Annotated in this window: 11 protein-coding genes; 4 read left to right on the forward strand and 7 right to left on the reverse strand. The window is 69.2% G+C overall.

What is annotated here, in order from left to right:
* The first annotated feature begins 129 nt into the window (after positions 1 to 129).
* Positions 130 to 1,212: an LCP family protein gene (locus tag ACFO3M_RS10295; protein ID WP_387988492.1), complete on the forward strand. Its 1,083-nt coding sequence runs from the start codon at positions 130 to 132 to the stop codon at positions 1,210 to 1,212.
* Positions 1,213 to 1,569: 357 nt separating this feature from the next.
* Here the strand turns inward: ACFO3M_RS10295 and ACFO3M_RS10300 are convergent, their stop codons facing one another.
* The 6 genes from ACFO3M_RS10300 to ACFO3M_RS10325 all read right to left on the reverse strand — a co-directional run bounded on the left by ACFO3M_RS10300 (position 1,570) and on the right by ACFO3M_RS10325 (position 8,860).
* Positions 1,570 to 2,517, reverse strand: coding sequence for a hypothetical protein (locus ACFO3M_RS10300; protein ID WP_387988493.1), 948 nt, complete (start codon positions 2,515 to 2,517; stop codon positions 1,570 to 1,572).
* Between the two features lie 395 nt (positions 2,518 to 2,912).
* A complete protein-coding gene (locus ACFO3M_RS10305; protein WP_387988494.1) occupies positions 2,913 to 4,436 on the reverse strand; it encodes an O-antigen ligase family protein in 1,524 nt (507 codons plus the stop codon).
* A 280-nt stretch (positions 4,437 to 4,716) separates the two neighbouring features.
* The gene (locus ACFO3M_RS10310; RefSeq protein ID WP_387988495.1) at positions 4,717 to 5,763 is read right to left on the reverse strand and encodes a glycosyltransferase family 4 protein; all 1,047 of its coding nucleotides are present in this window, start codon (positions 5,761 to 5,763) and stop codon (positions 4,717 to 4,719) included.
* An 11-nt stretch (positions 5,764 to 5,774) separates the two neighbouring features.
* Positions 5,775 to 6,767, reverse strand: coding sequence for a glycosyltransferase family 4 protein (locus tag ACFO3M_RS10315; protein WP_387988496.1), 993 nt, complete (start codon positions 6,765 to 6,767; stop codon positions 5,775 to 5,777).
* A complete protein-coding gene (locus ACFO3M_RS10320) occupies positions 6,764 to 7,405 on the reverse strand; it encodes a WecB/TagA/CpsF family glycosyltransferase (protein WP_387988497.1) in 642 nt (213 codons plus the stop codon). The genes ACFO3M_RS10315 and ACFO3M_RS10320 overlap by 4 nt, the downstream gene beginning before the upstream one ends.
* Positions 7,406 to 7,945: 540 nt before the next feature.
* Positions 7,946 to 8,860, reverse strand: a complete 915-nt coding sequence (locus tag ACFO3M_RS10325) for a hypothetical protein (protein ID WP_387988498.1) — start codon at positions 8,858 to 8,860, stop codon at positions 7,946 to 7,948.
* A 724-nt stretch (positions 8,861 to 9,584) separates the two neighbouring features.
* On the opposite strand from ACFO3M_RS10325, the gene ACFO3M_RS10330 reads away from it, so the two are divergent.
* Genes ACFO3M_RS10330 through ACFO3M_RS10340 form a run of 3 tightly spaced genes read left to right on the forward strand, consistent with a single transcriptional unit; the run spans position 9,585 to position 12,106 of the window.
* Positions 9,585 to 10,391 (forward strand): sugar phosphate nucleotidyltransferase, encoded by an 807-nt coding sequence (locus ACFO3M_RS10330; protein WP_387988499.1) that lies wholly within the window; start codon positions 9,585 to 9,587, stop codon positions 10,389 to 10,391.
* A 48-nt stretch (positions 10,392 to 10,439) separates the two neighbouring features.
* Positions 10,440 to 11,087 carry a PIG-L deacetylase family protein gene (locus tag ACFO3M_RS10335; RefSeq protein WP_387988564.1) on the forward strand — a complete coding sequence of 216 codons (648 nt, stop codon included), beginning with the start codon at positions 10,440 to 10,442 and terminating at the stop codon, positions 11,085 to 11,087.
* Entirely contained in the window at positions 11,084 to 12,106 is a 1,023-nt protein-coding gene (locus ACFO3M_RS10340; RefSeq protein ID WP_387988500.1) for an NAD-dependent epimerase/dehydratase family protein, read from the forward strand. Before ACFO3M_RS10335 ends, ACFO3M_RS10340 begins: the two co-directional genes overlap by 4 nt.
* Positions 12,107 to 12,117: 11 nt before the next feature.
* Here the strand turns inward: ACFO3M_RS10340 and ACFO3M_RS10345 are convergent, their stop codons facing one another.
* Complete coding sequence (locus tag ACFO3M_RS10345; protein WP_387988501.1) at positions 12,118 to 12,681, reverse strand: dTDP-4-dehydrorhamnose 3,5-epimerase family protein; 564 nt, start codon at positions 12,679 to 12,681, stop codon at positions 12,118 to 12,120.
* Positions 12,682 to 12,716: the final 35 nt, after the last annotated feature.

Raw genomic sequence — 12,716 nt, forward strand, 5'->3', positions numbered from 1 at the left:
GCTGCCGCACCCGGACGCTCGTTGGAGCGTCACCGAGCGTCGCGCCGTCCCACCCTCGAGAGTGGGACGGGCAGCCGGATGTGCTGATCGGCACCTAGCCTCGTGGCAACGACAGCCACGGGGGTCACTGTGAGCGACGACCAGGAACGGTCGGGGTCCACGCTCGTCGCCGACGAGCCCACCACCGAGGAGCGCCCTCCCCGCCGACGGCGGCGGCTGCAGCGCTTCCTCGTCGCGGTCGGCGTGCTCGTCACCGTCCTCGTCGCGCTGGTCGGGGGTGGCCTCTGGTACCTCACCGACCGCTACGCCGGGAACATCGACCGCGTCGGCGACGTCTTCGCCGACCTCGACGCGGAGGCTCGACCGGCCCCTGCGACCCCGATCGAGAAGGCTGCCGCTGAGCCGGTCACCTTCCTGCTGGTCGGGAGCGACACGAGGGCCACAGCGGGTGCGGGCATCGCCGAGGGCGGCCGCTCGGACGCGATCATGGTCGCCCGCTTCTCCGGCGACCGGCAGCACGCGCAGCTCATCTCGATCCCACGCGACTCGTGGGTGGACGTCCCCGGCCATGGGATGAACAAGATCAACGCTGCGTACGCCTTCGGCGGGCCGTCGCTGCTGATCCAGACGGTGGAGCAGCTGACCGAGGTCCGGATCGACCACTACGTGGCCATCGACTTCGAGGGGATCGTCGAGGTCACCGACGCGCTGGGCGGCGTCGACGTCGTCGTGGCCGAGACCACCAGCTGGGGGCCGTACACCTTCACCGCCGGCGTGAACCACCTCCACGGCGACCAGGCCCGCTGGTACCTGGGGCAGCGCTACGGGCTGAACGGCGGCGACTTCGACCGGGTGCGCCGGCAGCAGCAGTACCTCGAGGCGATGTTCTCCCAGCTGTTCACGTCCGACACCTTCACCGATCCGGGCCGGCTCGACGCCGCACTACTGGCGGTGACCAACGCCGTCAGCGTCGATGACTCCCTCGGCAACGGTGACCTGCTGTCCCTCGCCTACTCCTTGCGCGACCTGCGGCCGGAGAACGTCGACTCCTTCACCGCTCCGGTGCTCGGTACGGGGACGGAGGGCTCGGCCAGCGTCGTCTACCTCGACGAGGTCACCGGCGAGCGCATGTGGGCGTACTTGCGCAACGACTCGCTGTCGCAAAACGCTGACGAGTTCCAGCCCCAGATCCTGCCGGACGTCCCCCGCTGACGCGGCCGAGACACCGCTCCCCACCCCGCGGCGGTCCTGTTCACCGGAGGGCCCAAGGTGCGATGGCGGACGGCTGAGACCTCCCACCTGCCATCCCGGGCACCCGGATCCCATGCGTCCCGAACACCTCTGCGTCCGCGTTCGCGCGTCACTGCGCGGGCCCGCCTCACGGCGACCGCGGTGTGCGGCGCGACGACCTCACGAATGCTGCTGCGGCGTGCCGTGGCCTGGCGCCCTGTCCGGATGTCCCCGTCCGCTCCGGCTCACCAGGCGCCGGAGAGTCGGAGGACGGCTCAGGCGGCCTCCACAGCATCATGGCGTCGAAGGCCGACGACCGGTACTCCACGCACCCGGCGCTCACCCCGGGACCACGGGCGGCGGCGCGTTCACCCGGCGGGTTCCACCGCCGGCGACCGTGTCGGCACTGCTGTTGGTGATGATCCGCAGCAGGGGCCGGATGGTCGACCGGAAGTCGCTCCTCATGCGGTCGAGGGCCGCCCCCTCGCACTCCGGCTCTGCGTAGAGGACGTCTTGGGCTGAGCGCTCCCCGACATAGGCGCCGTAGTCCTGCAGCGCCTTGGCAAGAGCAAGCCCGTCGGCCGACAGGCCCAACGATCCCAGGTCGACGGACGGCGGGATACCGACCATGGACCCCATGGGTATCAGGCCGCGATAGGTCGACGCCCCGCCGCTGTCCTCCGACTCGGCGGGCCACACCCATCCCGTTCGCAACTGCTCGGTGGTCAGCGCCATGACGAGTGCGTGCGGGATGTGTTCGTCACGGATCTCCTGGCAGCGGATCAACCCCCCCAGAACGCTGAAGCCGCTGGCCCGTGTACCACCGCCAACGCCGGGTCCGAGCAGGTCGACACGACCCCCGTACGAGGCGGTGTACTGAGTCTCCGAGCGGCGCTCTGCCCGCCAGTACTCGAACGCCCATCTGCCGTCGAGGACCACCATGTGGCCGTCCGTTCCGGCCGCGATGCTCGTGGTGGTCGGGATCCGGTGGTGGAAGTCCCCTGCCGGCGTGCTCACGGTTCCGATCGGATCCGTCGGCGAGGCGATGTTCACCGCTACCGAGTAGAAGGCGGCGTTGATGGTGGCGCTGGGGGACCCGTCGATCAGGTTGCGGGTCATAGGCTCGTCCGCGTCCTGGAAGACCGCACCGGAACCGATCCCGGTGTTCCAGACGGAGTCGCTGCTGAAGGGCTGCCGGTCGACGGTCCGGACTTGTCCCGGCTGCAGGACCTGGGCCTGGCAGAGGGCCATCAGCTCGCAGAGGAGGACCACGAGGAACGCACACATCGCCGTCCGGACGAATCCACGACGACGCCGGCGGCGCGGGCGCCGGAGGTCTCCCCCGCCGGGTGCCGATGGCGGCACTCGGCCCTTCGCTGGATCGGGCGTGACGAACTGGTCCTCTCGGTGCAAGGGCGGCCACCACCGGGCTGTCACGACGGTTGGCGCGTCGCCTTCGGCAGTCCTCCGGCCGTACGGCTCACGTGCGGGTGACGCCGCTCCGTCAACCATTCCCGCTAGACCGCCGACACGAGTTGGTGCCCAGACGTCGACCGGTTGCCTTGCGAGGCTCCTGAGAGTTCCACCCCTCCTCCTCCTCCAGGCCGTTCGAGGATCCATGGTGACCTCCGGAGTGGTGATGCTCCAGCCCTCACGGCCTCGGGTCGCCACAACCCCTCGGCTCAGCGGACCTCGAGGTCCGGGCCACCAGATCCCCCGGGCTTCGCCGCCGATCGCAGCCGACGGCCCCGGTGCTCAACTGGGGCCCCCGTCCCCGACCCCCATCGGGCGGAGACCCCCCTGGACTCGCGGTCGAGTCGCTGGGCTGGCGAGCTCATCCCACCCCTATGCAGAGCTGCGCTGCCGGGCGCGGTCCCGATGCCCTGCTGGGGGCCGCGCCGCCGGAGGGACCACAGGAAGACGATGAGCAGGTATCCCGTCGGCGGGTAGAACAGAACCGGGTCGGTCAGGCCTGCTCCCAGCACGAACACGGTCAGCGCGATCCCAGGGAGACCTCGTCGAAGGCCGGCGGCGATCACGGCCCCGATGATCACCAGCGCGCCGAGCACCCCGACGGCGCCGAGTTCGACCCAGATCTGCAGGTAACCGTTGTGGACCTCGAGGTGGCCAGGCAGGTAGTTCACCGCCTCACGCCAGCCCACTCCCCACAGGGAGAAGGAGGGCTGCAGGGCGAGCGCGCGGTCCCACTGGCCGAGCCGCCAGCCGGCCGAGTTCTGCCCTGCCAGTCCCCCGCTGTTCTCGATGAAGGCGAACCGCTCGAACAGAACCGCACCGAAAGTCACCAGCACGGCCGCGACGACAGCGCCCATGGCCAGCGCTCGGCGTCGCCAGTAGGGGAACAGCAGGACGATCGCCACCACCAGCCAGGTGATGGCCCCTCGGCTGCCTGTGATGAGGAGAGCGCCACCGAGAACCGCGAGCCCCCCGAACCGGTGCAGCGTCGGGAGGTCTCTGCGCGCCAGCAGGTAGAGGATGCACAGACTCAGGAAGTACGCGGCGAAGTTCGGGTGACCGATCAGACCGCCGTAGCGTTCCCCTTCGGATTCCGTGTCGCTGTACGCGGGGAGGTTCAGCAGCCCCGCGTCGGAGGCGTAGATGCTGCCCGCGAGGACCACGCCCACCAGGACGGCGCCCCTCGTTACACGGTCGCGATCCGCATCGCCCAGTCGGACGATCACCGCCAGCAAGACGGCGTAGGAGACGAAACGGATGGACGAATCCGCGGACTGTCCCCTGTGCAACGCCGACGAGACGATCGACGAGAGAGCCAGCAGAGCCGCCCCAACGCCGAAAGTGGCCACCCCCTCGCTCGACACCGGGCGCGGGAGGAGGACCGCGGCGAGAGGCACCGCCAGTGCCGCGACGTAGTTGTCCGCGGGAAGCCCTCCGATGATCAGCAGAGGCAGCAGGGCAGACGACCCCACCATGACCAGCGGCAAGCACGTCCGGTCGATTCTGATGCGCACGGGCCGGTAAGCGAGAACGAGCACGGTTCCCGCGACCCCCAGGGCGAGAGGCCACTGGGCTGTCACCACGGCGAACGACGACAGGACCGCCGCGGTGAGGATGACGACTCCGGCCAGCCTCAGCCGGGTCAGGGATGCAGGACCGCGGATCGACGGGTCGGGACGCCACCGGAGGTCCAGTCGTGACGGCCGTGTCCCGTGGAACGGATTGAGAGTCATCGAGCTGTGCCCTCCGCCGCCACTCCCGGGCCCCGACGAGGGGAGTCGTCAGCGCCGGTCGGAGGAGTGCGGCGATCACTCCCGCCGAGCCGCGGTCGCGGACCTCCGAAGAACGAGCCGGGACGGGCACCGCCACGGACGAGCACGGGGAAGCGGTCCCGTTCCGCCCGATGCGATCCGTCGCCGCGCGCCGGCCCGGACGGGCCACCTCGGTCGCGCCCGCCCGCGCGCCGAGAACGACCTGACCCGTTCGCCGTTCCCCCGCGCCCCCGAGTCGGGCTCACAGCTCCACCAGGGCCATGACGTGCCCCCAGAAGGACTCCGCGACCACCTCAGCCCGGTGGTCCTGCCATGCCCGGACGGCCCGCTCCGCCCGGCCGTCCAGATCGCTCGTGGACAGCAGTGCTCGGACGCCGGCGGAGAGGTCGCGCGGGGACCGGAAGAGGGAGAGCCCGTACGGCTGCAGCTGGGTCAGGCCAGGTCCGTGCAGCCCGACGGCGGGTACCCCCACCGACAGAGCCTCGGCCACCGCCAACGGGTATCCCTCTGCTTTCGTCGCCATCGCGAGGATCCCCCCGCGAAGGTATTCGTCCCGGATCTGCAACGGAGTGACCGCACCGAGGAACGTCGTATCAAGTTCGAGCGATGCGGCGAGACGTTCGAGACGGCGGCGTTCCGGGCCGTCCCCCATGACGGTGACCGGCAGACCGACGTCGTGGGCGACTTCGAACAGGATCGGGATGCGCTTCTCGGGGACGAGACGAGCCGCGACGAGCAGTCGGCGGCACCCGTTCGACGACTTGGGGCCGGGGGCGAACACGTCGTCCACGGGAGCCCGTGTGGGTACCAGGCGCCGGGTGACCGACCGGGCGGCTCGGCTCAGGGACGCCGGATCGACGCTGATGACCAGATCGCTCAGTGCGCAGCCAGGGATCTCCGCCACGTGGTAGGCGAGGCCGAAGAGTCTGCGGCCGAAGCGCCAGGCATTCCAGCTACCGCCATGGAGAACAAGAACCGTCTTCGCCTCGCGGGGGAGACAGGGCACGTACTCCGGGCGGTGGCAGATCACGACGTCGTGACGGGCCAGTTCCTGACGCCGACTCCACAGGCCTGCCGAGAACCGCGCGTTGAGCGGCCCCCGCCTTCCTGCTGTGTGGACGATCACCGCTCCGTCCGTGGCACGAGGAAGCTCGGCCGGCTCGCCGGCCAGGTAGTAGGTGATCCTCAGGTCGGAAGGCGCTTGGGCGCCGATCCGCGCCACGAATCGTGCGATGCCGCCAGGGCTCAGCAGGCCGAAATCCGTCGCGTAGACCACTCCGACGTCCATCGGTTCCCCAGCTAGCCGCAGAGTCTCGCGACGAGGTCCCCTAGCTCCCCCGCGGCAGACTGCCAGCGGTAGCGGGCGAGGACGTCGTGGGGCGGGGCCTGCCTCCCGTCGCCGATGGCAGCGCCGATCGCCTTCACCATGTCGGCTTCGTCCAGCGGGTCGAAGAAGTGCGCGTGCCCGTCGGTCACCTCTCGGAACACCGGGATGTCACTGCACGCGACAGGGAGACCGAACTGCAGAGCCTCCACCAGCGGTAATCCGAATCCCTCGTACAGGGAAGGCAGGACCAGAGCGGAAGCGGTCCGGTAGAGCCGCGCCAGTTCTTCGTCACCGGGCCGGTCGACGTGCCTGATTCCCGCCGGGAGCTCGGCCCACCCCAGTCGGCCCACCAGGACCAGGTCGTACCGGATCCTCAGATCCGACGTCGACCACGCCCGGGCCAGGGTGCCGAGGTTCTTCCGCGGCTCCGCCGTGCCGACACACAGCACGAACGGGCGATCCAGAGGAGGTGGACTCACGGATCCCAGCTCGACCAGGTGGGAGGACAGGCCCGGGTACACGCGGGTGACGCGATCGGTGGCCAGGCCTGCGTCGAGCAGCTCGGCCCGAACAGCGTCGCTCACGGTGACCACGTGCGTCGAGCCGCTCAGCCGCCTGGCAGCAAGCCGACGGTAGTACGTGCGGCCGAGTGGGCTCGCCCACTCGGGATGGCGCAGCCACGTCAGGTCATGCAGTGTCCACAAGGTCGGAGCCGGGTACTCCCGTGCCGGCGGATACGTCGGGAAGAACAGGACGTCCGAGAAGCGGCAGCGGCGCGGCACATCCCAGAGGTCCTGTTTGACACGGGCCGATGCGCTCGACACGGTGCCTCTGGTCGGCTGCCACAGGTTCCACGTGGTGGTGCTGTCGTCCTTCAGTTCCCGAAGCAGCGAGGACGCATACCTCTCCCAGCCAGTGAGCCGGTCGAGGCAGGCGCTGCGGGCGTCGACGAAGACGTTGATCATGTCGGTACCGGCCGCCCCAGCGCACGCCGCAACACCACCACCACGGCCGCGGCGACGACCTGCGGGTAGCCCACCAGGTAGCGGCGCCACAACCGAGTGGGCTCCCTGAGCAAACGGAAGGCCCACTCGACCCCTGCGCGCTCCACGAGAGGCGGAGCGGACGGAGCGGTCCCGACGGACATGCCGATGCCGCCGCCGACCCCGATGAGGAGCCCAGGACAACCCCGGCTCACCAGATCTGCGGCCAACGGTTCTCCCTTCGCTGCTCCGAGGGCGACGAGAACCAAGTCCGCACGGGCCTGTCCCAGGTCGTGCGCCACACGCTCGACTGCGAGCGATCCGGCATCTCCGTGCTCGCACCACACGCAGGCGTGGCCCGCCTTCGCAGTCCGTGCTCTGAAGACCTCACAGGTCCGTTCATCCGAGCCGAGGACGGCGTATCTCAGCGGAGCCACCCTGCCCGGGATCGTCAGACCGATGCATAGGTCCTTGCCCGTGACCCGTTCCGTGCCGTTCTGATGGGCTACGAGAAGCAAGGGCCAGCCATCGGGCGTCCACCAGTCCGCTGACAGGAATGCGCTCCGGAAGCGCTCGCTGGTGGCGGCCAGGTGCAGGTGCTCCAGGTTCACGGTCTGCACTCGCCCGGCGACTCCTCGGCCGATGAGCGCGACGAGATCTTCTCGTCGTCTGATGACGCGACCGGCCGCGGCGCGTTCCGCCCACAGGGCGAGAACCGACGCGACACGGCCTTGCATCGTCCGCTGCGGTGGCGCCCCGCTCCCCGGCGCCACCTGCCTGTCAGCCGCCAGGAAGCGGGGCAGACGTACTCGCCGATTGAACCGGGGCTGCATGCAGGGACGCCGCAGCCGTGCGCGGACGGGTTCCATGGACCTCGATCCCGCCGCCCCCGTCGGCGCGCCGACACCGATACCACACGGAGCCGGCACGGAGCCGGAGATCAAGTTCGGCGAGGTGCCTGCGCCGCCGCCATCGAGGTCCGGCGGCGCCTCGCCCCGTCTCGGCACGACCATCCGCAGTCTTGGCATGACACCGCCCATCCACGGCACTTCGGCCCCGGCCGTCGGGTCCGTCATTCGCGCGGCGTCGCTCGTGGCGAAGTGGCGCCTCTGACGCCGTCCAGGCCGTTGATCCCAGTCAATCGGCCTGATGCCTCACGGTTAGGACTGCGCGACCAGGCCTCGACGCTCTCGACTCGTTTCCTGGTCGTAGGCCGCGATGATGTCCTCGGGGATGTGCGACAGGTCCCCCACCTGGAGGTAGTCACCCATCGTCGTACCAGTGCACGCCGAGTCGAGGTTGGGAGCGCCTCGACGGGCCACCACGTCGTCGAGGTGGACGGTGCGGAAGTCGATGCTGAAGCGCGTCCGCCCGGTCGTGTTCTCGACCGACGAGTGCAGCTGCGCCGCCGAGAAGATCATCGGCGCCCCTGGACGGGCGATGATGCGCAGTTGCGGGTCGGGGTCGATCGGGACAGTAGCGCGCGGCTGCTTGCGCGTGTCGGAGGTGACGTGCTTAGCGGCTTCCCTACGGCTGGTCTCATTCCAGTCGTAGTAGTCGTACTCCTCGGACGAATTCGGCACCGCCTCGTCCCAGTAGCGCGGGTGGAAGGCCATGACGTTGTCCGATTCCACCTCATAGATGGGCATCCACCAATTGAGCTGGCACATGGGTGCGGAATACCAGGTGTCCCTGTGCGCGTGGAAGGCATAAGCGATACCGGAGGTGAGGTACCCCCCAGACGTCGACGTGCGCATCCGGGGCACATCGAAATATGTCCTCCGCGGATCCGCGCCGAAGTCCACGAGCATCTCCTGGATGCACTCCTTCGAGCGAGGGTGGTGAATGAACTTGGGCTTGAGCTCTGCAAGCAGCGCAGCGTAGTCCTCGACAGGCATGTGGTCCTGGGCGGTGCGCGGGTCAAGATCCCCGAAGGCCTCTTCGATCATGCTGCGCGCGTGCACCACGAGAGCCTCCGCTCCCGGTGAGGGAGACTGAACGAAGAGGTTGCCGCGAAATAGTTCCTCGCGACGGGTGTCATCGCTGTAGGGAGCGTCGTAGTAGATCGTTGTCATGGGCGGAGACCCTAGCGCCGGGAAGCCGGTCGGCAAGGTATCCGGACGCGCTCACCGCATCTCTCTGTCTTGCATGCGAGATGTATTCCTCTCGCTACGGAGAGGCATGGACATGACGGAGGGTGAGCGGCATCTGGGCCTTTCGTCATAAGTCCTGCTCAACCCCCATGTCGTTCTCCATTTCGGTATCCATAGTGAAGACGTGCATGCGAGGAGTGCATGCACAACATCGCGTGAAGGGCGGGCGCGCCCGGACCAGAGGTCGCAAGCTGCCAGCGTCGAGCCCTGCCACGGCGATCGCCTTCACATCGCCCCGGCAACCGAGATGGCTGCGTCATGTGCACCGTCGTCAGCGCGCGATCAGGCGGTCGACGGAAACCACCGCGAGCCCTGGCGTCGTCGACGAGCACGCGGGTCAGCAGGGGACTCGGAGCCGCCCGTCGCCGCGTAGCCCCGTTGAAACGATCTCAGCACCCCGCCCTGCGGAGGTGGCCGCGAGGAGCATGGAGCGGAAAGGCGCGCGGGTTGTCGTGCGGCTCGGTGAAGGCGCAAGCACGCGGAGCAGTCGTCCGAACACCCTCCGATGACATATCTGCGGGAAGGGCACCCGACGCGACAGTAGTGGTTGACCCAGCGAGGGAAAAGTTCCATGGTCGCTCCTCAACTGCCCGCGCCGCCGGCCGGGCAGGGATCGGCAACGGACATCCGGGATCGGACGGCTCCCATGAAGGTCGTGCTCTTCTGCGGCGGTCAGGGCTTGCGCATGCGCGAAGGCGTGACCGATCTCCCGAAACCGATGATCATGGTCGGCCACCGGCCGCTGATCTGGCACGTGATGCGGTATTACGCACACTTCGGGCACACGGAATTTATCCTGTGTTTGGGCTACGGGGCCCACTACATCAAGGACTATTTCCTGAACTACCGCGAGACGGCGAGCAACGACTTCACCCTCTCCGGAGGCGGCCAGCGCGTCGAGCTACTGTCCGCCGACATCGCGGACTGGACAATCCACTTCATCGATACCGGTGTCGATTCTGCCATCGGTGAGCGGCTCCGCCGGGTAAGGCACCTTCTCCAAGGTGAGGACGTCTTCCTCGCCAACTACTCGGACGTCCTCACCGACGCCCCGCTGGACGTGATGGTCGAGCGCCTCGTTCGCAGCGACGCCATTGGCAGTCTGCTGGCCGCCCGTCCTGACAAGTCGTTCCACTGCGTCAACATCGGGAAGGACGGCCGGATTCGCAGCATTCAGGCCAGTGCAGACATGGGGCTCTGGGTAAACGGCGGCTTCTTCGTCCTGCGCCAGGAGGTCTTCGACTTCATCCCGAAGGGCGGCGACCTGGTGGAGGACGCCTGCACAGCCCTCGCGGAGCGCAACCGCCTGCTCTCCTACTCCTACACGGGCTTCTGGCACCCGACCGACACCATCAAGGAGCGCAACAACCTCGAGGCTCATTTCGCCCGCGGTGACCGCCCGTGGATGGTCTGGGAGACCGACCCCACACGCGCACCCGCCCCGGCGGTCTGAGTGCTCCGCCTCGATCCCGGCCGGGGCAGCGACTTCCCACCGGTGGTGGTGGCTCTCGGTGCGCACTGTGACGACATCGAGATCGGTGCGGGAGGCCTGCTGCTCCAACTGGCCGAGGCGTGGCCAGGCGCGCGGCTGCACGCGCTCGTTCTCTGCTCGACATCCGAGCGCGAAGCCGAGACAACCGCTTCCTTGAAGTCCTTCAGCGCCGGGCTGGACCTCGAGCTCACCGTCCTCGACCTCCCTGACGGCCGGCTGCCGGCGCACTGGGACGCTGTGAAGCAGGCGGTGGAGGACACCGGTGTGCGGGCCCGGGAGGCGGGGGACGTCCGCGTTGTGCTCACGCCGTGCCGCGGCGACCTGCACCAAGACCACCGTCTGGTCGCGGAGCTCGCCCCCACGGTCTTTCGACGTCACCTCGTGCTCGGGTACGAGATCGCCAAGTGGGACGGCGACCTTGGGCGCCCGGCGGTGCACCTGCCGGTGCGGCCGGAGCTCGCCCAGCGCAAGGCGGAGCTGCTGATCGAGCACTACCCGTCCCAGCACGACCACGACTGGTTCGACCGCGAGGCGTTCCTGGGTCTCATGCGGGTGCGCGGCATCGAATGCCACACCCGCTACGCCGAGGCCTTCTACTGCGACAAGATCACCCTGGGCGTCAGCGCCCCGGCACTACACGAGCGGGGGTCGTCATGAGAGTTCTCCTCACCGGTAGCGAGGGGTACCTCGGCACCGTCATGGCGGAGGTCCTGGCCGAGGGTGGCCACGACGTCGTCGGCTTGGACAGCGGCTATTTCATCGGAGCCACGTTAGGCCCCGAGCCGGAGCGGCCGCCGCTGATCCGGCGCGACCTGCGTGACGTCAGCGCGGAGGACCTGACCGGCTTCGACGCGATCTGCCATCTGGCTGCCCTGTCGAACGACCCACTGGGCGACCTCGCGCCCGAGGTCACGTACGACATCAACCACGCGGCGAGCACACGACTGGCCCGGCTGGCGCGCGACGCCGGCGTTCGCCGGTTCCTGTACGCCTCGACGTGCAGCGTGTACGGCGCCTCCGGCACAGACGAGGCGCTGGACGAGAGCGCTCCGCTGGCGCCGGTGACCCCGTACGCCGAAAGCAAGGTGCGCGTTGAGGCCGACCTCCATGACCTTGCCGACGACGACTTCGAGCCGGTCTCCCTGCGCAACGCCACGGCATTCGGCTTCTCACCGCGGTTGCGCGCCGACATCGTGCTCAACGACCTGGTCGCCTCGGCGGTGTTGGACGGTGAGGTCGTCGTCCGGTCGGACGGCACGCCGTGGCGCCCGCTCGTGCACGCCCGGGACATTGCCGAGGCGTTCCTGTCCTGCCTTGAGGCGCCGCGAGAGGCGGTCCACGACCAGGCGTTCAACGTCGGCATGGACAGCGAGAACCGCCGCATCGCCGACATCGCCGAAGTCGTCGCGGAGGCCGTGCCCGGCGTCGCGGTGCGGATCACCGGCGAGTTCGGCGGGGACCCGCGCTCCTACCGAGTCGACTTCGGCCGGATCAGCCGCGCCGTGCCGACCTTCAAGCCCACGTGGAGCACGCTCGACGGCGCCCGCGAACTGGCCGACGCCTACCGAAGGTTCGGGCTCACCCGCCCCATGCTCCGCGAGCGTTTCACCCGCCTCGCCCGGTTGCGCCGGCTACAGGAGGAGGGCCGGCTCGCCGAGGACTTGAGGTGGCGGTGAGCCTTACCGGCTCACCGCGCCGGCACCGTTCCCAGCCGCCGCAGGAGCTGCCGCCAGCTCCCCGCCCCGGCGTCCCGCTCGGAGACCACGGTGACCGGCGCCGGCCAGCGGATGCCCAGGTCCGGATCGTCGTACCGGACCGCCACGTCCTCAGCCGGGTCGTGCTCGCGGTCGATCCGGTAACAGACGTCCGCCCACTCGGTGAGGACCTGGAAGCCGTGCAAGAAGCCCGGGGGCACGTAGAGGTGTCGTCCTTCCTCGTCGTCGAGCCGGAACACCGCACTGCGGCCGAACGTGCGCGAGCCCGGACGGGCATCGACGAGGACGTCGAGCACCGCGCCGCGGGCGCAGCGCACCAGCTTGGCCTCCCCCGCTCCGGCGCGCCCGTGCATCCCGCGGACGACGCCCTGCCGCGACCGCGACTGGCTGTCCTGCAAGAACCTCCGCACGTCCACGCCCGCCTTCTCGGCGACCGCGACGTCCAGGGTCCTGACGAACCACCCCCGTTCATCGGCGTGTCGCACCTCGGGGAGAAAGCACACCACGTCGTCCAGCCTCGACCGCTCGATCCGCACGGCGGCAGTCTCGCGCAGGCTGCGGCCCGGAGGGT

It is taken from the genome of Geodermatophilus arenarius, from assembly GCF_042654585.1.
Taxonomy (GTDB): domain Bacteria; phylum Actinomycetota; class Actinomycetes; order Mycobacteriales; family Geodermatophilaceae; genus Geodermatophilus; species Geodermatophilus arenarius.